The sequence below is a fragment of the Saccharicrinis aurantiacus genome (assembly GCF_001660705.2).
In the GTDB taxonomy this organism is placed as follows: Bacteria; Bacteroidota; Bacteroidia; order Bacteroidales; family Marinilabiliaceae; genus Saccharicrinis; species Saccharicrinis aurantiacus.
Window position 1 is genome coordinate 41,739 of record NZ_LYBV02000008.1, and the last position, 19,842, is coordinate 61,580.

The window sequence follows — 19,842 nt, forward strand, 5'->3', positions numbered from 1 at the left end:
TTGTAATGCTGTGTTCATTTGACATGAACACAGTTTATTTAAAATAAAATATTATGAACAATATATATAAAATAGTTGGCCTTTTATTTGTGGTTTTGTTCTCGTCATGTGAGCCTGATAAATATGCGCGTCCAGATATTAAGGATGTTCCAGTTTATCAATTTATAGAGTATGGAACTGAAAAAATTAAAGATCCTGATGGTAATGAAGAAATTATTACTATTATAAATAGAAAAATTAATGTTTATGAATCGGCTAAAAAATTAGTTTGTGATACAGATAAACATGATAATGTAAGATCAATGCCCGCAACTGATTTAATTGACGATACAGATGATTCTCAATATCAGATTAAGGTTACTACAACAGAGACTCGTATTGAACAACGAACAATTACGGTACATTACAATAAAGATGGTGAGATTGTTCAATATGAAAGTGAGGAAGACAAGGATCCTAATTTTGATTATACAGTAGTAAGGGAGGAACCTAAGGTTATACAAGTTTCAGTTGATTATACTTATTATTATACTCTTCAAGGCGTTATTGAAGAGGGTGCTATTGGTCCAGTAAACGGAACCGTAACTATTGTTTACGAAGGTGTTGTTAATGGGGGCGAATGGATATTATCCTACCATAATGTACCTGAAGAAGTTGATGGAACCACCTTACTTGATGGTACTATAGATTTTACAAAAGAGTTAAATTAGAAAGTAAAACTATCTAATAAATCGTTTTAAATGATAGCCTAGGCATATTTTGTCTAGGCTTTTTTGTGTTTTATATTTAACTGATATGAGAAAAATCACTACAATTCTCCCACTTATCATGACTTTTGATATGCTTTTATATAAGCATCTTTTCTTTCCTTTGCCGAAAATATTGAAAGTTTATAATTAAGAGTTAATTTATCTATTATCAAAAGTTTAGGTGCAGAATCATGACTAAAGAAAAAATCCTAAAAGAATCGAAATCCTATTTCATTCTAACCTTTGCGCTTTTTATGGCAAGTATTGGCTGGTCGGGCTTTATTATACCAACAGGGGTTGTTGGTGGTGGAATAACCGGATTATCTACAATGGCCTATTACTTATGGGGGTGGGATGTTGGTTTAACGGGTTTCGTTATTAACATTTGCCTTATTTTAATGGCAATTAAAATACTTGGTTTCTCATTCGGGGTTAAAAGTGTTTATGGTATTGTAGTGTTTGCTATTTTTATAGATGTGTTAATGGAGCAATTTGGCGGAGAACCATTGGTTAGTGATGCTTTTATGGCAACTCTAATTGGTGCTTCAATGGCAGGTACTGGTGGTGGACTTATCTTCGTAAATGGGGGTAGTACTGGCGGAACCGATATTATTGCCATGATTATTAATAAGTACCGTAATATCAGCCTAGGGAAACTTCTATTAATGCTTGATGTTGTAATTATTCTATCCGCATATTTTGTTTTTCATGATATAGAAAAAGTAATGTATGGTTTTATAACTATGGCAACATTTGGATATGCTGTTGATCTGGTCATCTCCGGTAATAAGTCAACTGTACAATTGTTTATCATAAGTCCTAAGTATAAAGAAATATCAGATAAGATTATTAAAACAGCTGAAAAAGGAGTTACTATTCTTGATGGTATGGGAGGTTATTCTGGAGATAGTAAAAAAGTTTTGATGGTAATCTCAAAAAAGCGTACATCAACCGTTTTGTTCCGAATCATAAAAGAAATCGATCCGGAGGCATTTGTAACCATGGGATCAGTTTCTGGGGTTTATGGTAAAGGCTTCGATCAAATAAAAATCTAATACATAATCTGTAACTATGACAACTCAAAAAATACTTCGCGAAATAAAATCGTACGCCATTTTATCAATCGCTGCATTAATATGTAGTGTAGGTTGGGCAGGGTTTATTATACCATCAGGCATCGTTGCTGGTGGAGTAACAGGTTTGTCAAGTACATTCTATTTTCTTTGGGGATGGGATGTCGGAATCACCTCGTTAATTATTAATATAGTTTTGATACTCCTAGCCATAAGGATTTTGGGTTTATCCTATGGTATTAAAACCATCTATTGCATTATTTTATTTTCAATGCTACTAACGGTATTAACAGGTTATTTTACCGAGCCAGTTGTTCGCGATATTTTCATGGCTACCTTAATTGGTGCGACCATTGGCGGAATAGGAACCGCTATGCTTATTATAAACGGTGGTGGAACAGGAGGAACCGAGATAATCGGAATGATCATAACCAAATATAAGAATGTAAGTCTTGGTAAGTTATTATTAAGCTTTGATGTAGCTATTATTTCTAGTTCGTATTTTATTTTCCATGATATTGAAAAAATAATGTATGGCTTAATAACCATGGCCATTTTTAGCTATGTTTTAGATTTGGTTTTAACCGGAAATAAACAATCTGTTCAGATATTTATAATAAGTGAAAAGTACGAAGAATTAGCAGAAACCATTTTAACCCTCGGCAATAAAGGGGTTACTATTATTGATAGTATTGGTGGTTATACAAAGGAGAATAGAAAAATATTGATGGTAATTTCAAAAAAACGTACATCTTCAGTTTTATTTAAGATTATTAAGGATATCGATCAAGACGCTTTTGTAACCATGGGAAATGTTTCAAATGTATTTGGACAAGGGTTTGATAAGATTAAAGCATAATATCTCTTTATATATTATTTTAATAGTACTATCCGTTTTGTTTTTAAAAGCGTAAGGTATAACTTGGCAGCTCTTAAATTTTTAGATTATATGCATATCATCAAAAAGCTTTCATTAGCCTTAAGTACCGTATTTATAATAGCATTGTTTTTTAGTTGTAACAACTCAAGTAAAAAAGACAGTAAAGAAGAAGAAATTGTTGTAATTGATACAATAATTCCAGAGCCAGAGAATTTATTGTATGGTATTAATGTAGATTCGTTTGCTATAGAAAATAATAAGGTTAGAAGGAATGAATTTCTTGCCTCAATATTATTAAAATATGATATTGCCTATAAGCAAATTGGTGAATTAGCTGATAAGAGCAAGGATGTATTCGATGTGCGCAAAATTAAAGTGGGTAATCCATATTTTGTTTTCTTAGAACCTGACACAACTTTAAAAGCAAAGTATTTTGTTTATGAAATTGATAAAATTACTTACGTTAAGTACGAGTTTGGCGATTCTATAACTGTTTCAAAAGGACAAAAGGAAGTAAGAAGTGTACAAAAGGAAGCAACAGGTCTTATAACTTCTTCTTTATGGAATGCCATGGCTGAGAATAATACGAGTCCTGTATTATCATTACATCTATCCGATATTTTTGCTTGGACAGTTGATTTCTTCGGCATTGAAAAAGGTGATTATTTTAAAGTATTATATACTGAGGATTATGTGGATTCAACTTCTGTAGGAATATCATCTGTAGAGGCTGCCTTATTTCACCATAGAGGTGAAGATTATTATGCTTTTAATTTTGAAGAAGATAGTTTAACAACAAATTACTTTGATGAAAAAGGGAAGAGTCTTAGAAAAGCCTTTTTAAAAGCTCCACTTAAGTTTTCTCGTATTAGCAGCCGTTTCTCAAATAGCCGATTACATCCTGTGTTAAAAATTAGAAGGCCGCACCATGGTATTGACTATGCAGCACCGAAAGGTACACATGTGTATTCTATCGGTGATGGTCGTATTATTGCTCGTGGTTATCAAGCTAAGGGTGGTGGAAATTATTTAAAGATTAAGCATAATAGTGTTTATACCACTGTTTATATGCACTTAAATGGTTTTGCAAAAGGAATGAATAAAGGAGTACAAGTTAAACAAGGTCAATTAATAGGTTATGTTGGAGCTACAGGCTTAGCAACCGGTCCTCACCTCGACTTTAGGGTGTACAAGAATGGCAAGCCAATTGATCCACTTAAAGTGAAAGCACCTCCAGTTGAACCCGTAGAGAAAGAAGATATGGATAGGTTTAAGGAGTTTTATAAGCCGCTCAAACAAGAAATAGATGCTTTACCTTTGAATACAGTAGAATAATTTTCACGATTTAATATTAAGTGGCAAAAGCTCATCATATAAAATAGTATGATGAGCTTTTGTCATTTTATTTATATAACCGTTTAATTTTCTTCAGAAAGTAGTTCTTCAATCACCATAGGGTAGTGTAGGTATTCTAATTCGTGAATTTTAGCCTCAATATTAGCTGGAGTATCATTCTTATCTATTCCTACAGATATTTGCGAAATAATTTTACCCTCATCGTAATTAGAATCTACGTAATGAATTGTAATTCCAGTTTCTGATTCCTTATTATTATAAACCGCTTCGTGAATTTTGGCTCCATACATACCTTTGCCTCCATATTTAGGTAAAAGGGCAGGGTGTATATTAATTATCTTGTTTTTGTATGTAGAAACCAAATTGTCTGGAATTAACCATAAAAAACCAGCTAATACTATTAAATCACAATCAAATTCTTGCAGTATATTAACTATTTTTGAGGTCTTTGTAAATTCTTCTTTTGTAAAGTTTATGATATCAATTCCTAATTTATGCGCTCTTTCGTTCACAAATGCTTTAGAGTTGTTCGTCAAAAAGAGGAAATCAACATCTTTTTGATGCTTATTAAAGTATTTTACGATATTTTCTGCATTGGATCCAGACCCAGAGGCAAATATGGCTATTTTGTTCATTTGTTGATTCTTATGAGGTTTTAAGTCCTGTAGTATTAGTGTGCAAAAGTAGAAAAAAAAGCCCCTAATTGTATTTTATTTAAATATTATTTGAAATATTATAGGTATTTTTTTTCCTTTGCAAAGTTATTTAAATCAATAAATTTTAATTATTAACTAAAATTAAAAGCTATGTCTGACATTGCATCAAGAGTTAAAGCTATTATTGTTGACAAATTAGGTGTTGACGAAACAGAAGTTACAACAGAAGCTAGTTTCACAAACGATTTAGGCGCTGACTCTCTTGACACTGTTGAATTGATTATGGAATTCGAAAAAGAATTTAATATCGCTATTCCAGATGATCAAGCAGAAAACATTGGCACAGTAGGTGATGCCGTTTCTTATATCGAGGAAAACGCTAAATAAGTAAAACTTTAAAAGAAGTTATGGAGTTAAAAAGAGTAGTAGTAACGGGATTAGGAGCAATCACTCCTTTAGGTAATTCTATTGATGAACTATGGAAAAACCTTGTTGAAGGAGTAAGTGGTGCTGCACCCATTACTCGATTTGACGCCACCGATTTCAAGACGAAATTTGCTTGTGAAGTAAAAGATTACAACTCGAACGATTATTTTGATCGTAAAGAGGCAAGAAAACTTGATATGTTTGCTCAGTTCGCATTAATTGCAGCTGAGCAAGCTGTTCAAGATTCTGGCATTGACCACGAAGACATCGATACAGATCAAGTTGGTGTTATTTGGGGAGCTGGAATTGGTGGAATTCAAACATTTTCAGATGAGATTAAAGGGTTTGCAAAGAATGATTTCAAGCCTAGATTTAATCCATTTTTTATACCGAAAATGATTAGCGATATCGCTGCTGGTCATATTTCAATGAAATACGGTTTTAGAGGACCAAATTTCAATACAGTTTCAGCTTGTGCATCTTCAACAAATGCAATTGGTGACGCTTTTAATCTTATTAGATTAGGTAAAACAAAGGTTTTTGTAACAGGTGGTTCAGAAGCTGCTATTTGTGAAGCTGGTATTGGCGGATTTAATAGTATGCAAGCTCTGTCAACCAGAAATGATGACCCAGAATCAGCTTCACGTCCTTTCGATAAAGGAAGAGATGGTTTTGTTATGGGTGAAGGTGGTGTATCTCTTATTCTTGAAGAATATGAGCACGCAAAAGCTCGTGGTGCAAAAATTTACTGTGAAGTAATTGGTGCTGGAATGACTGCTGATGCTCATCACTTAACGGCCCCACATCCTGAAGGATTAGGAGCTAAAAATGTAATGATAAGTGCATTATCTGATTATGATACAAAACCTGAAGAGGTAGATTATATTAATGTTCATGGTACTTCAACTCCTCGTGGAGATATTGCCGAAACTTTAGCAATTAAAGAAGTGTTTGGAGAGCATGCTTACAACTTAAATATTAGTTCAACAAAGTCAATGACTGGTCACCTTTTAGGTGCAGCCGGAGCCATTGAATCAGTTGCTTGTATTTTGGCAATTAGAGATGGAGTAGTACCTCCAACTATTAATCATTTTGAGGACGATCCTGAGATCGACCAAAAATTAAATATGACTTATCACAAAGCTCAAAAGAGAAAGGTAAAGGTTGCTTTATCTAACACCTTTGGATTTGGTGGTCATAATGCATCTGTTATTTTTAAAGCAATTTAATATAATTGTGTTAAGAAAAATATTATCTAAAATAAAGCTTTCTCCAGAACGGAGAAGGCTTTATTTTTTGCTACATACTATATTAGGTTATTATCCTAATAATCTCTCCTTATATGAATTAGCACTTGTTCATAAATCAGCATTGCTAAAAGATTGTGATGGGAAGGTTATGAATAACGAGCGCCTTGAGTTTTTAGGAGATGCTATCCTTGGTGCAATTGTTGCCCAAGAGTTATATAATAAATACCCTGATGTAAACGAAGGCTTTCTTACCAAAACACGCTCTAAGATTGTAAACCGAGCATTCTTGAATAAAACCGCTTTGCAATTAGGCTTGAAAGATATAATTAGTTCGCAATCTAAAATAGCACTGAATAAAACAAACATTCCTGGAGATGCTTTAGAGGCACTGATAGGTGCCATATTTGTTGATAAAGGCTATGATAAATGTGCAAAGTTTGTTTTAAGCAAAATATTGCATCCCTTCGTTAACTTAAATGAAATTACTAAGCATGATAATAATTTCAAATCTATGCTAATTGAGTGGGGACAGAAATATAAGCGCGAGATAAATTTTGAGACTGAGGAGGTGTCAAGCACTTCAGATCATGCTCCTATATTTGTGTCAAATGTCGAGATCGAAACCATTGTATATGGCAGGGGAGAAGGTAATTCAAAAAAGGAATCTCAGCAAAATGCAGCAATGGAGGCCTTGCAGAATATTTCTATAAAGGAAAATAATCCGAACTATAAAGCTTAAAAGTTCCTCTCTATTCAAATTAAATTCATTGCAATTAGCTATATTGCATAGCTTATTTAAACCACATACTATTACATAGATTTATTATAAGTATGAGTAAAAAATACATTTATCTTTTAGCATTTATCATTGCAGCGAGTTTGTTCGGGATCATTTATGTGCAAACACTTTGGATGCAAGATGCCAGTGATATAAAGGAACTTGAGTTTAATAAGCAAATCAAGCAGGCCATGACCCAGGTGGTTAATAAGCTTGCGCGAGATGAAAGTACAGAACAAGCAGCTCTAATACGATCGCAAATTAAAAAGCAATCAACTTCAAACCTACCAAAGGAACTAAATAGAAAACCTAGATATTTAAATGGAAACGGAAGTGAAGGAACTAACCTCGATGAGAGTTTTGATATTTCTTTTCGCTTTCAGTTGCAGGATAAGCAAATCAGTACAACGATGCTTACCTTTAATGAAGATTCTTTAATTTTTAGTTTAAATAATCAAACGCCAGTTTCTACACGAACGAGTAAATTTGGCCCATTAACAAGTGCCTTTTTAAGTATTCAAGATGAACTTAATGCAAAAGTTGAGGGTAAGAGTGAGATGCTTTTAAATGCCTTGTTTCCAAAAAGATCTATCGACCAGCGTGTAGATAGAGAAAAGGTGGATGTAATGCTAATGAAAGCACTAGAAGATAGAGGGATTATTTTACCCTTCGAATTTGCAGTGTTTGATGGTAAAGGAAAATTGGCCCTCGCAACAACTGGCTATAAGCCTGACGAATCAAAAATTGTATATCAAAAATATCTTTTCCCAAATGATCCACATCCCGAAGCCCATCATATTAATTTATATTTTGCAGAACGTCCTAACTTCTTGATGCAATCTATTAATCTAATAATACCTTCTGCTACTTTTACCTTAGTAATGATATTAACCTCTATTATTACTATCTTAATTATTTTAAGGCAAAAGAAAGTTGATGAAATTAAGAACGATTTTATCAATAATATGACCCATGAATTTAAAACACCTATTTCAACTATTTCTTTAGCATCACAAATGTTAAAGGATCCGAGTGTTGCAAAAACACCAAAAGCATTGCAAAGAATGTCTAGTATCATTCAGGATGAAAGTAAAAGATTAAGCTTTCAGGTTGAAAAAGTGCTACAAATGGCTATATTTGAAAAAGGGAAAGCAGGTTTAAAAATAAAAAAACTTGATATAAACCAATTAATTCACAATGTTTCTACTAACTTTAAGCTGAAAGTAGAAAATAAGAATGGTGAGATTGTAGAAAGCCTTGATGCTAAAAATGGTGACGTTTATGTTGATGAGGTGCATTTTACAAATGTGATTTATAACTTGTTTGATAATGCTTTCAAATACAGGAAAGGTACTCCAATTCTTCAAGTTAAAACTTGGAATAAGAATGATGGATTAGTTATTTCTATTAAAGACAATGGTTTAGGGATATCAAAAGAGAACCTGAGCCGTATATTTGAGAAATTCTATCGCGTTCCAACAGGAAATGTGCATGATGTTAAAGGTTTTGGCCTAGGTCTTGCATATGTTAAAAAGATTGTTGAGGATCATGGTGGAACAATCAATGCAGAAAGTGAAGTTAACGTTGGAACAAAATTTGAGATTTTCTTACCGATAAAAAGTACTAAGGAATGGAAAAAGAATATAAGTTGCTTTTAGCCGAAGATGATGAAAACTTAGGTATGCTATTGCGCGAATACCTAGAGGCTAAAGGATATGAAACTGATTTAATGCCTGATGGGGAAGAGGCATATAAGGCTTTTACAAGCAATACATATGATTTGTGTGTATTTGATGTTATGATGCCTAAAAAAGACGGTTTTACTCTAGCTAAAGAGATTAGGTTAATCAACGCCGAAATTCCTATTATATTTCTAACTGCTAAATCTATGAAAGATGATGTATTTCAGGGGTTTAAGATAGGGGCTGATGATTATATTACAAAACCTTTTAGTATGGAAGAATTGCTTTTTAGATTAGAAGCTATTATTCGTAGAACAAAAGGTACAAATAATATTCAGGATGTCTATCAGTTAGGAAAGTATAAATTCGATACTCAAAAACAACAATTGATAGAAGGTGATGTGGTTGTTAAATTAACAACAAAAGAGTCTGAACTTCTTAAGTTATTATGTAATAATGCAAATAAAGTATTAGAGCGTAATTTTGCGTTGAAAACCATTTGGGTAGATGATAATTACTTTAATGCGAGAAGTATGGATGTTTATATTACTAAGTTAAGAAAGCATCTTAAAGAAGAAACTTCTGTTGAAATCATCAATGTACATGGTAAAGGTTATAAGTTGGTAATGTAATTGCCAATTAACAATAAATAAAAAGGCCAATATTCAATTTGAATATTGGCCTTTCTCATATATCTAAAGTTTCTTAATCAAGCTTTAGTACTGCTAAAAATGCCTTCTGTGGTACTTCAACATTACCTACTTGTTTCATTCGTTTTTTACCTTTCTTTTGCTTTTCAAGGAGTTTTCTTTTACGACTGATATCACCACCATAACATTTTGCGGTAACATCTTTTCTTACTGCCTTAACTGTTTCTCTAGAGATAATTTTAGCTCCAATTGCAGCCTGAATTGCAATGTCAAATTGTTGACGAGGAATTAATTCTTTCAGTTTCTCACAAATGCGTTTTCCTAAGGTATAAGCATTATCAAAGTGGATTAAGGTAGATAAAGCATCTACGCTTTCGCCATTTAGTAAAATATCTAATTTAATTAATTTGGCACTTTTAAAACCTGTTTGGTGGTAATCAAACGAAGCATATCCTTTAGAGATACTTTTTAATTTATCGTAGAAATCAAAAACAATCTCCGCTAGCGGCATATTGTAATTTAACTCTACTCTATCAGAAGTAAGGTAATGTTGTTTAATTAATTCACCTCTTTTATTCAAACAAAGGCTCATTACTGGACCAATAAACTCCGATTTAGTAATAATTTGAGCGTGTATATATGGCTCCTCAATCTTTTCAACAAGTGTAGCTTCAGGTAATCCTGATGGGTTATGTACTTCTAATAATTCTCCTTGTTTAGTGTGTACGTTATATGGCACGTTGGGTACAGTTGTGATCACATTCATATCAAACTCACGATCTAAACGCTCTTGAATTATCTCCATGTGTAACATACCAAGAAATCCACATCGGAATCCAAAACCTAGTGCAGCAGAACTCTCTGGCTCAAATGTTAATGAGGCATCGTTAAGTTGAAGTTTTTCCATGGCAGCTCTCAGGTCTTCGTAATCATCACTTTCAATCGGATAGACCCCTGCAAATACCATTGGTTTAACTTCTTCAAATCCATCGATGTGAGTTTCGCAACCATCTTTAACAGTTGTAATAGTATCTCCAACCTTAACCTCTTTACTAGTTTTAATACCTGATATAATATAACCTACATCACCAGTATGGAGCGCTTTTCTTGGTTCCATATCTAATCGAAGAACGCCAACTTCATCGGCATTATACTCATGTTCCGTGGCCATAAATTTAACCAAATCACCCTTTTTAATTGAACCATTTACTACTTTAAAGTAGGCGATGATTCCTCTAAATGAGTTAAAAACAGAGTCAAATATTAAACATTGTAATGGAGCTTTAGGATCTCCAACTGGAGCCGGAACTCTATGAATAATTGCTTTTAATATTTCATCAACACCAAGACCTGTTTTACCACTGGCAGGAATAATATCTTCACGCTCGCCACCAATTAAGTCTAAAATTTGATCTTCCACTTCGTCGGGCATTGCATTGGGTAAATCCATTTTATTCATTACCGGTATAATATGCAAATCGTGCTCAATGGCTTGGTATAAGTTAGAAATAGTTTGTGCCTGTATACCTTGTGTAGAGTCTACAATTAACAAAGCTCCTTCACATGCAGCAATAGATCGAGATACTTCGTAAGAAAAATCAACGTGTCCTGGTGTGTCAATTAAATTTAAAACATACTGTTCTCCATCTAATTCATAATCCATTTGTATCGCATGACTTTTGATAGTTATGCCACGTTCTCTTTCAATATCCATATCATCCAATACTTGAGCTTGAGCTTGACGATCAGATACTGTTTGAGTAAACTCAAGTAATCTATCAGCTAATGTACTCTTCCCGTGATCGATATGTGCAATGATGCAAAAATTCCTTATATTCTTCATGTTCTATTACTTCCGTGTAAATGCAAGCATATATTGTTGCAGTATTCAATTTGCAAAGATATTTAATTCTCGATAATTTACGAGCTTTTTAGGTTTATTGTTTTAGCTGTTGTTATTGACTGTAAACAACAAAGGCTTCGAAAAACGAAGCCTTTAAAATATTATAGTCTATTCTTAATTATACGAGCTCTTGAACTAAGTCTGCTGCTTCTTTTAAAGTAATAGCAGAGAATACTTTTAAACCAGATTCATCAATAATCTTTTTGCCACCTTCTGCATTAGTTCCTTGTAGGCGAACAATGATTGGAACGTTAATTTCTCCAATTTTTTTATAGGCTTCAACAACACCATTGGCTACCCTATCGCAGCGAACGATACCACCAAATATATTGATTAGTATTGCTGTAACATTTTCATCACTTAAGATAATTTTTAGGCCGGCTTCAACTGTTTGGGCATTGGCACCACCTCCAACATCTAAAAAGTTAGCTGGGTCACCACCCGAAAGCTTAATGATATCCATTGTTGCCATTGCTAAACCAGCTCCGTTTACCATGCAACCTACATTACCATCAAGTTTTACAAAGTTAAGATTGTGCTCAGAGGCTTCTACTTCAGTAGGATCCTCCTCTGTTAAATCACGCATTTTGGCTAAATCTGGATGCTTGAATAAAGCATTATCATCTAATGATAGTTTAGCATCAATTGCCATTATTAAATCATCTGATGTTTTAAGTACCGGGTTAATTTCAACCAAAGAAGCATCGGCCCCTATATATGCATTGTATAACGCAGGAACAAATTTTGTCATTTCCTTAAAAGCTTTACCTGATAAGCCAAGGTTGAAAGCAATTTGCCTAGCCTGGAATGGAAGAACTCCTTGTCCTGGATCAATTTCTTCTTTATAAATTAAATGAGGAGTTTCTTCTGCAACAGTCTCAATATCCATACCTCCTTCGGTAGAATACATAATTATATTTTTCCCAGACTGCCTGTTTAGTAAAACGCTCATGTAATACTCTTCAGGTTTCGAATCTCCAGGGTAAAATACATTCTGGGCGATTAATACCTTATTTACTTTTTTTCCTTCAGGACCGGTTTGGTGTGTAACCAACTGCATTCCTAATATTTGATCGGCAAGTTCTTTAACTTCTTCTAATGATTGAGCTAATTTAACTCCACCACCTTTACCTCGTCCACCTGCATGTATCTGAGCTTTCACTACCCATTTATCTGTGCCGGTTAATTTGGTAAGTTCTTTGGCAGATTCAACAGCCTCTTCAGGAGTATTTGCAATTAGGCCTTTGGAGACTCTAACCCCGAAGTTGGATAAGATTTCTTGTCCTTGATATTCATGTATGTTCATAGTAGAAATTTTTCTAGATTGATTACTAAAACTAATATCACTTAAAATAACACCAAACTCTAGTTTTAGTTTTGTTGTGATAAAGATTTACCATTAAAGCTACAAGGATTTAGTTATTTTTGTACAAAATAGAAAGTTAGTATGCGAAAATTACGAAATAAAGAGTTAAACAGGTTGTCGGTAGAAGAATACAAGGCATCAGATAAAACTCCGATAATTGTGATATTGGATAATGTTAGAAGCTTGAATAATGTAGGTTCTGTTTTTAGAACCTCTGATGCATTGCGTTTGAAGAAGATTTATTTGTGTGGAATTACCCCAACGCCACCTCATAATGATATTCATAAAACTGCGCTGGGTGCTGAAGATTCTGTAGATTGGGAGTATTCAGAAAGTACTGAGGAGGTTATTGAAAAATTACAAGAGAAAGGTTATGAAGTAAATTGTGTTGAGCAAGTTGAAAATAGTACCTTTTTAACCGACTATAAAATAAAGCCTCAGGTGCCAGTAGCTTTGGTGTTTGGTAATGAGGTAAAAGGTGTGAGGCAAGAGGCAATTAATATTTCTGATGGATGTATAGAAATACCTCAGCACGGAACAAAGCATTCTTTTAACATTAGTGTTAGTGCAGGGATAGTATTATGGGAAATTAGTAAGCAGATGCTATATTAAAAACAAAAAATGGAGGCTAATGCGATTATTGGCCTCCATTTTATAATGATTAAAAATCTATTTTTTTCTTCTAATTTGTTTGAAGCTTATTTTGAGATTCTTTTCGAAGTAACGTATTTGTTTAACCTCTTTTGATTCTATTAGGGCTAATGAAACGCCTCTATTTCCTGCTCTAGCAGTTCTTCCGCTTCGATGTGTATAGTATTCTTCTTTATCTGGCAGTTGGTAATGGATTACGAAATTTAATCCTTCAACATCAATTCCTCTTGCTGCTAGGTCTGTAGCCACTAATACACGGTGTGTTCCATTTTTAAACGCCCTCATTACCTTATCACGATCTTTTTGTTTCAGGTCGCCTTGAATAGCATCAGTTGCAATGTTTTTAGCAATGAGTTGTTTTGCTAATGTTTGAGCAGCATTCTTTGTTTTACAAAAAATTACCCCTCTACTATCTTTATCAGAACCTAGAATCTGCATTAGAATTGCAAATTTCTCTTTTTCATCGCAAATCAAAAACTGATGATCAATATTTTTATTGACAACATTTCGTTTACTAAGCTGAAAAAACTTCGCGCTAGGAGAAAGGTGAGTTTTTATTATTTGCTTAATCGATGGTGGCATTGTTGCTGAGAATAACCACTTATTTTCAACAAACGATGTTTGTGTTAATATTTCGTCAAGCTCTTTTTTAAAGCCCATGCTCATCATCTCATCCGCCTCGTCTAAAATAACAGTTTGAACTTTTCTTATATCTACAGCTTTTCTCTTTATGAGGTCAATTAAACGACCAGGTGTTGCTACAATTATATGAGTAGGTCTTCTTAATGAAGATATTTGTTTCTCAATTTGCGCTCCACCAAAAACTGATTCTACAAATATTTTGTCGGTATATTTAGTGAACTTAAATAGTTGTTTGGCAATTTGCTGACCTAATTCGCGAGTGGGGCAAAGTATTAAACCTTGCACTACATTAAGTTTAGGGTTAATGCGTTCAAGTAATGGTAAGCCAAAGGCAGCAGTTTTACCAGTACCTGTTTGTGCTTGTGCAACGATGTCAGAATTACTTTGCATTAAAAAAGGAATAACCTCAGCTTGTACTTCTGTTGGGGTTTCAATTCCGATTTCTGCAATGGCTTTAACGATATTTTTTCTTAAGCCAAGATTTTTAAAATTTTCCAAAACTTTTATTTTATATTCGTGGTAAATTTAGATATTCTAGTTTTAATAAAATTGCTTAAGGGTATATATTCTCATTAAATTCTTTTAATGTTTGTATAAAAGAGAAGAAATGTATTGAATATACTAATGAACGGTAGATATAATGTTGTATTAGTCTGTAAATTTCGTTCATACATCTAACAATATTATAATAGAATTATAACTATATTGTAATAAGCCTTATAATTTTATAAATTAGTACATGATAACTTAATTGGAAGCCTATTTAACTAACTAAAATAATCTTATACCGATAATGGTATAATGAATAATTGTACCTCAATCTTTTATAGAGGGGTATTCTTAAACTCTTGCAACAATGAAAACGAAAAAAATAAAAGTTAATGGGATATCTCAAGAAATTGAGGTAAGTATGGATGGTAAACATATAATCTACAAAGATAAAGAGGTGCATCAGTCACTTGTGAAACCAAATAATAGTAGAAATGGATTTTACCAAGTGAGTATTGAGAGTAAAATACTATACGTTCACCGTTTGGTTGCCCAAGCGTTTATAAGGAACGAGAAACCAGTTTCTTATAAAATGGTTTTGCATATTAATTGTGTTACAACAGATAATAGTGCCGAAAACCTTGAGTGGGGCGATTTTAAGAAGTTAGCGATTAATAGAGAGAAACAAGGCTTATCTGGGGCCAAAAATCTTGATTATAGAGGAAAGTCTACTATATCTTATGAAGAGGCTTTAAAGATTGCTAAACGTTTAGATGCTGGTGAATTTGCGAAAGATATAAGCAAGGAGTATAATGTTTCAGAAATGAGTATAGCTAGAATTAGAAAACGCTATTGTGAGAAAAAGTCTGCTAGCCCCCGCTATACGGAAGATGTTAAGAAGAATATTGTAAAGTTATTAGAAAAACATCCAACAAAAAGGGTAGCAGAAATTTCAGGTATACCGTATGAAACTGTTTATAAGTGGAAACGGAAGTTTATGAATAACTAATTAATCTTATAAGAATAATACAGAGACTAAGCTTAGGGTACGTTTTAAATTCTACATAAAAAAAGAGCCGTTATTGAAAAATAACGGCTCTTGTATATTAAGTATGTTTATTCTTTTGAATCGGATGGTTTTTCCTCATTTTCATTGCGAGCTTTTTTAAACTCTTTCATTCCTTGTCCTAAACCTTTCATTAATTCAGGAATTTTTCTTCCTCCAAATAAAAGGACAACAACAAGTACTATAACTATTATTTCAGGTCCTCCTAAAGAGAAACAAAGTATGCTATTTAAATTCATAATGTAGTATTTTTCTCAAAAGTAACAATTAAATCGATTATTTAAAAATCGCCCTAAAGATATCATTTCCATTAGCAAAAAGTAATAATGCTAACAATAATAACATACCTGCTGTTTGAGCGTACTCTAAAAACTTATCACTAGGCTTGCGTCCTGTAATAATTTCGTATAGTAAAAATAGTACATGCCCTCCGTCTAAAGCCGGAATAGGAAGAATATTCATAAAAGCTAATACAATAGATAAGAAACCGGTAAGAGACCAAAATGAATACCAATTCCATGTTGGTGGAAACATATTTCCTATAGCTCCAAATCCACCAAGTTGTGATACGCCTTCTTTAGAGAAAACTAGTTTAAGTTGTTTCACATAGCCAACAAGGGTATTTACCCCTTTATTAATACCGGCAGGCAAAGCTTCCCAAAAACCATATTTAACAGATGTAACATTAAAGTAGTCGTTAACTTTTGGTCCTATGCCTATTTTCCCATCATCAGATACGGCGCAACGTGTTTCCATTGGCTCATTATTTCTAACAAAAGCTATAGTGACGCGTTTACCTTTGTTGGATTCAATAATGGCAGTTGCTTCTCGGAAGAAGCTGGCATCTTCGCCATTAATAGTAACTATACTATCTCCTTTTTGTAATCCGGCATCTATTGCATTGCCCTTGGGTAACACACTATCTACAACAAATGGGAAGCGTAACTCAGCTAAACTTCGTACTTCTTCACCAATTATTCTTTTTCCAAAACCTTCCGGAATATCTATTGTGAGAACTTCTCCATTGCGATTAACAGTAAGTTGTTTGGCATCCTCTAATATTAATAAAGATGCAATGTCTTTTGAGGTAACTACTTTGTGAGTATCAACAGAGGTAACTATATCGCCATCGAGTAATCCAATTTCTTTAGCTATTGGATGAAAATCTAATCCAAATTTGGCATCGTTAACATCGATATGGCTTTCTCCCCATTTGAATAAAATCATCCAAAAAATGAAAAAGGCTAATAAAAAGTTAACTAAAACACCACCAACCATTATTAATAAGCGTTGGTATGCCGGTTTTGAGCGAAATTCGTAGTCTTTAGGAGGTTCAGCCATGGCTTCTTTATCCATAGACTCATCAATCATACCAGATATTTTAACATAACCTCCTAGAGGTAGCCAACCTACGCCATATTCAGTATCACCTTTTTTAAATTTAAATAATGAAAACCAAGGATCGAAGAACAAATAAAATTTCTCTACTCTAGTTTTAAAAAGTTTGGCAAAAAAGAAGTGGCCAAACTCGTGTAGTACTACTAATATTGAAAGGCTTAAAATTAATTGCCCTGCCTTTATTAAAATATCCATCTATTATTTTTGAAAAAATTAAGCTACAAATATATTTCTTTTTTGTAATTATAATACTTTAAAGTCCGATTATTGATTTTGCTATAGAACGCGCTTGAATATCGGTATTAAAATAATCATCTAAACTTGGTTTTTGTATAAAATCAGCTTTTTCCATTGTGCGTTCTATTACCTCTGACATTTTTAAAAATCCGATTTTATTTTCTAAAAATGATTCAACCACAACTTCATTCGCAGCATTCATAATGCAAGCCAAGTTACCTCCTTTGCGCATCGATTCGTATGCGAGATTAATGTTTCGGAATAAATTGTAATCCGGTTTTTCAAAGGTAAGGCTAGGGTAGTCTAAAAAGTTGAATCGTTCAAAATCAGATACGATTCTTTCCGGGTAAGCAAGGGCATATTGAATGGGTAAACGCATATCAGGCAGTCCCATTTGTGCTTTCATTGAACCATCGGTAAACTGAACCAAACTGTGCACTATACTTTGTGGGTGTACAATAATGTCAATTTGATCGGGGTTTAAGCCAAATAACCATTTGGCTTCAATTGCCTCCAGACCTTTGTTCATCATGCTAGCGGAGTCGATGGTGATTTTGCTACCCATCTCCCAATTGGGATGATTCAAAGCCTGTTCAACAGTTACTTTTTTCAAGAATTTCTCATCTTTACCTCTAAAAGGCCCACCCGAAGCTGTTAAATATATTTTCTCAATGGGATTGTGAAACTCACCAGCTAAGCATTGGAATATAGCGGAATGTTCTGAATCCACAGGAAGAATTGGTACTTTATTTTGGGCTGCTAGTTCTGTGATAATATCGCCGGCTACAACCATTGTTTCCTTGTTTGCTAGCGCGATTGGCTTTTTCGCCTTTATAGCATTTATAGTAGGTTGTAAACCTGAGAAACCAACCATTGCAGTTAATACAATATCAACACTTTCGGTTTCTACAACTTGGCTAATAGATTCACTACCTGCATATACCTTTATTGGTAAATCTTCTAGTGCATCTTGTAAAACAGAATACTTTTCTTTGTTTGCAATAACAACAATGTTTGGCATAAATTGCTTACACTGCTCTATAAGTTTACCAACTCTATTGTTAGCTGTTAGTACTTCAACTTCAAACTTCTCAGGATTTTTTTCAATCACCTCTAACGCTTGAGTTCCTATGGACCCTGTTGAACCTAATATGGCAACTCTTTTCTTCATTTCTAAAATATTTTCAATGTTCAGGTGAAACTTGAACTCAATTCTTTATTCAAATAAGATGTATTCTTCTGGATTAAGGGCAGCACTCTTGTACCATAACTCAAAGTGTAGGTGAGGACCGGTTGTTAACTCACCACTATTACCGGTATTTGCAATAGCCTCGCCAGCTTTCACAAAGCTACCCATTTCTTTAAGTAACTTTGAATTATGCTTATAGCTTGATATGAGATCACTGCCATGTTGAATAATCATAACATAGCCAGTTTCAACAGTCCAGCCGGTAAATATTACTGTTCCATCAAGTATTGCTGAAACTGTTTCTCCAGGTTTTGATACTATATCTACCCCAAAATGATTGGTGCTTTCGTTGTATTTATTAACGACTATACCTTTAATTGGAGGGAAAAAGTATTGTTGATTTAGCTTTAAATCTTTCGATTTATCATCTAATACAGCTAGGTTAAACTTTTCTTCTGCCTCAACTTCTTGTCTAAACTCTATATCACGTTGTGTGTTGTCAAGTTTAGCTGATTCAATTGCATCGGCATTTGTAGGACTAGATTCTTCTTGTTCTATAGATTCTGGTACTTCTCCACGAATAACTGTTTGAATAGATTTAACAAATTGATCTCTTTTATGAATCTCTAATATTAACGAGTCCACTCTGCTTGCATTGCGTACCATTAATACACGCTGCTTAGCACTAGGGTAACCTGGAATGTATTCTTTCAAGCCTGTATAAGCAATTAAAAGGGTAACCAAACCTATTATAATAACTATAGAAAAACTTACAACAGTAAATACATTTAACCTAGATAGGCGAACTCTAAAAACCTCCTCGTACGACTGTTCGTTAAAAATAGCAAGCCTATATTTATGGCGGATCTTTTTAATAAATGCTTTTTTGCCCTGCGTATTCTCCATAATAATTTTTCTATTTCGAGGCTGCAAAGTTAAAAAATTAAGTCAGCTTTTTTATATCAGATGTCAGCTTATAAATCCTATGTGATAGATTAATTTTAGTAATAATCGAAGTGTAAATTATCTATTGAATCAATAGTAATGTGACTGACCATCGATTTAAAGAAGTTTGTGAAGTACTCTAAGTATAACATAAGAGCTTAAAATACTATTTATCTTAGAATAATGTCAGGGTTGTATGGTTCATTATACTAGTTGTTTAGTTGGTTTTTAGCGAGAAATAGATCATCGAAGAAAAAAATAAATTCATTAAAGTGTTGCGCATTTAAAACATTACAGCTACATTTGCACCCGCAATAAAGAAAACAACAAACGTTTAAGATATATTGCGGGGTGGAGCAGTTGGTAGCTCGTTGGGCTCATAACCCAAAGGTCATCAGTTCGAGTCTGGTCCCCGCTACTAAGAAAGCCGAAGAATTTAGTTTCTTCGGCTTTTTT

General features: G+C 33.6%; 19 protein-coding genes and 1 tRNA gene. 12 read left to right on the top strand and 8 right to left on the bottom strand.

Going from position 1 to position 19,842, the window contains the following annotated elements:
• Positions 1-53: 53 nt before the first annotated feature.
• The 4 genes from A8B35_RS04275 (at position 54) to A8B35_RS04290 (ending at position 4,037) form a co-directional block, all read left to right on the top strand.
• Positions 54-710: a hypothetical protein gene (locus tag A8B35_RS04275; protein WP_068471744.1), complete on the top strand. Its 657-nt coding sequence runs from the start codon at positions 54-56 to the stop codon at positions 708-710.
• A gap of 230 nt (positions 711-940) precedes the next feature.
• Positions 941-1,804 carry a YitT family protein gene (locus tag A8B35_RS04280; protein ID WP_068471745.1) on the top strand — a complete coding sequence of 288 codons (864 nt, stop codon included), beginning with the start codon at positions 941-943 and terminating at the stop codon, positions 1,802-1,804.
• A gap of 16 nt (positions 1,805-1,820) precedes the next feature.
• Positions 1,821-2,681 (top strand): YitT family protein, encoded by an 861-nt coding sequence (locus A8B35_RS04285; RefSeq protein ID WP_068471746.1) that lies wholly within the window; start codon positions 1,821-1,823, stop codon positions 2,679-2,681.
• Between the two features lie 90 nt (positions 2,682-2,771).
• The gene (locus A8B35_RS04290) at positions 2,772-4,037 is read left to right on the top strand and encodes a M23 family metallopeptidase (RefSeq protein ID WP_075602166.1); all 1,266 of its coding nucleotides are present in this window, start codon (positions 2,772-2,774) and stop codon (positions 4,035-4,037) included.
• Between the two features lie 83 nt (positions 4,038-4,120).
• Here the strand turns inward: A8B35_RS04290 and purN are convergent, their stop codons facing one another.
• A complete protein-coding gene (gene purN / locus A8B35_RS04295; protein WP_068471748.1) occupies positions 4,121-4,693 on the bottom strand; it encodes a phosphoribosylglycinamide formyltransferase in 573 nt (190 codons plus the stop codon).
• Between the two features lie 171 nt (positions 4,694-4,864).
• Between purN and A8B35_RS04300 the strand changes: the two genes are divergently transcribed.
• From A8B35_RS04300 to rprY, 5 genes are all read left to right on the top strand, one after another.
• A complete protein-coding gene (locus tag A8B35_RS04300; RefSeq protein ID WP_027470525.1) occupies positions 4,865-5,101 on the top strand; it encodes an acyl carrier protein in 237 nt (78 codons plus the stop codon).
• 20 nt (positions 5,102-5,121) lie between these two features.
• On the top strand, positions 5,122-6,369 hold the full coding sequence (gene fabF, locus A8B35_RS04305; RefSeq protein ID WP_068471749.1) for a beta-ketoacyl-ACP synthase II: 1,248 nt from the start codon (positions 5,122-5,124) through the stop codon (positions 6,367-6,369).
• 7 nt (positions 6,370-6,376) lie between these two features.
• Entirely contained in the window at positions 6,377-7,129 is a 753-nt protein-coding gene (gene rnc / locus A8B35_RS04310) for a ribonuclease III (protein WP_245820768.1), read from the top strand.
• A gap of 92 nt (positions 7,130-7,221) precedes the next feature.
• On the top strand, positions 7,222-8,826 hold the full coding sequence (locus A8B35_RS04315) for a sensor histidine kinase (RefSeq protein ID WP_068471751.1): 1,605 nt from the start codon (positions 7,222-7,224) through the stop codon (positions 8,824-8,826).
• Positions 8,799-9,482: a response regulator transcription factor RprY gene (rprY, locus tag A8B35_RS04320; protein WP_068471752.1), complete on the top strand. Its 684-nt coding sequence runs from the start codon at positions 8,799-8,801 to the stop codon at positions 9,480-9,482. The genes A8B35_RS04315 and rprY overlap by 28 nt, the downstream gene beginning before the upstream one ends.
• Before the next feature lie 73 nt (positions 9,483-9,555).
• Here the strand turns inward: rprY and lepA are convergent, their stop codons facing one another.
• Both lepA and sucC read right to left on the bottom strand, forming a co-directional pair.
• Complete coding sequence (gene lepA / locus A8B35_RS04325; protein ID WP_068471753.1) at positions 9,556-11,343, bottom strand: translation elongation factor 4; 1,788 nt, start codon at positions 11,341-11,343, stop codon at positions 9,556-9,558.
• A 178-nt stretch (positions 11,344-11,521) separates the two neighbouring features.
• On the bottom strand, positions 11,522-12,709 hold the full coding sequence (gene sucC, locus A8B35_RS04330) for an ADP-forming succinate--CoA ligase subunit beta (protein WP_068471754.1): 1,188 nt from the start codon (positions 12,707-12,709) through the stop codon (positions 11,522-11,524).
• A gap of 141 nt (positions 12,710-12,850) precedes the next feature.
• Here sucC and A8B35_RS04335 point away from each other — a divergent pair, with 141 nt between their 5' ends.
• Positions 12,851-13,381, top strand: a complete 531-nt coding sequence (locus A8B35_RS04335; protein WP_068471756.1) for an RNA methyltransferase — start codon at positions 12,851-12,853, stop codon at positions 13,379-13,381.
• Positions 13,382-13,438: 57 nt separating this feature from the next.
• Here the strand turns inward: A8B35_RS04335 and A8B35_RS04340 are convergent, their stop codons facing one another.
• On the bottom strand, positions 13,439-14,560 hold the full coding sequence (locus A8B35_RS04340) for a DEAD/DEAH box helicase (RefSeq protein ID WP_068471757.1): 1,122 nt from the start codon (positions 14,558-14,560) through the stop codon (positions 13,439-13,441).
• Between the two features lie 358 nt (positions 14,561-14,918).
• Here A8B35_RS04340 and A8B35_RS04345 point away from each other — a divergent pair, with 358 nt between their 5' ends.
• Positions 14,919-15,560: a helix-turn-helix domain-containing protein gene (locus tag A8B35_RS04345; protein WP_068471758.1), complete on the top strand. Its 642-nt coding sequence runs from the start codon at positions 14,919-14,921 to the stop codon at positions 15,558-15,560.
• 107 nt (positions 15,561-15,667) lie between these two features.
• Here the strand turns inward: A8B35_RS04345 and tatA are convergent, their stop codons facing one another.
• The 4 genes from tatA to A8B35_RS04365 are packed head-to-tail and all read right to left on the bottom strand — an operon-like array spanning position 15,668 to position 19,347.
• Positions 15,668-15,856 carry a twin-arginine translocase TatA/TatE family subunit gene (gene tatA, locus A8B35_RS04350; protein ID WP_068471760.1) on the bottom strand — a complete coding sequence of 63 codons (189 nt, stop codon included), beginning with the start codon at positions 15,854-15,856 and terminating at the stop codon, positions 15,668-15,670.
• Between the two features lie 37 nt (positions 15,857-15,893).
• Positions 15,894-17,210, bottom strand: coding sequence for an RIP metalloprotease RseP (gene rseP, locus A8B35_RS04355; protein WP_068471763.1), 1,317 nt, complete (start codon positions 17,208-17,210; stop codon positions 15,894-15,896).
• Positions 17,211-17,268: 58 nt separating this feature from the next.
• Positions 17,269-18,423: a 1-deoxy-D-xylulose-5-phosphate reductoisomerase gene (locus A8B35_RS04360; RefSeq protein WP_222844096.1), complete on the bottom strand. Its 1,155-nt coding sequence runs from the start codon at positions 18,421-18,423 to the stop codon at positions 17,269-17,271.
• A gap of 45 nt (positions 18,424-18,468) precedes the next feature.
• Positions 18,469-19,347 carry a M23 family metallopeptidase gene (locus A8B35_RS04365; protein WP_068471769.1) on the bottom strand — a complete coding sequence of 293 codons (879 nt, stop codon included), beginning with the start codon at positions 19,345-19,347 and terminating at the stop codon, positions 18,469-18,471.
• A 384-nt stretch (positions 19,348-19,731) separates the two neighbouring features.
• Between A8B35_RS04365 and A8B35_RS04370 the strand changes: the two genes are divergently transcribed.
• Positions 19,732-19,804: transfer RNA gene (locus tag A8B35_RS04370), tRNA-Met, on the top strand.
• The last annotated feature ends 38 nt before the right edge of the window (positions 19,805-19,842 follow it).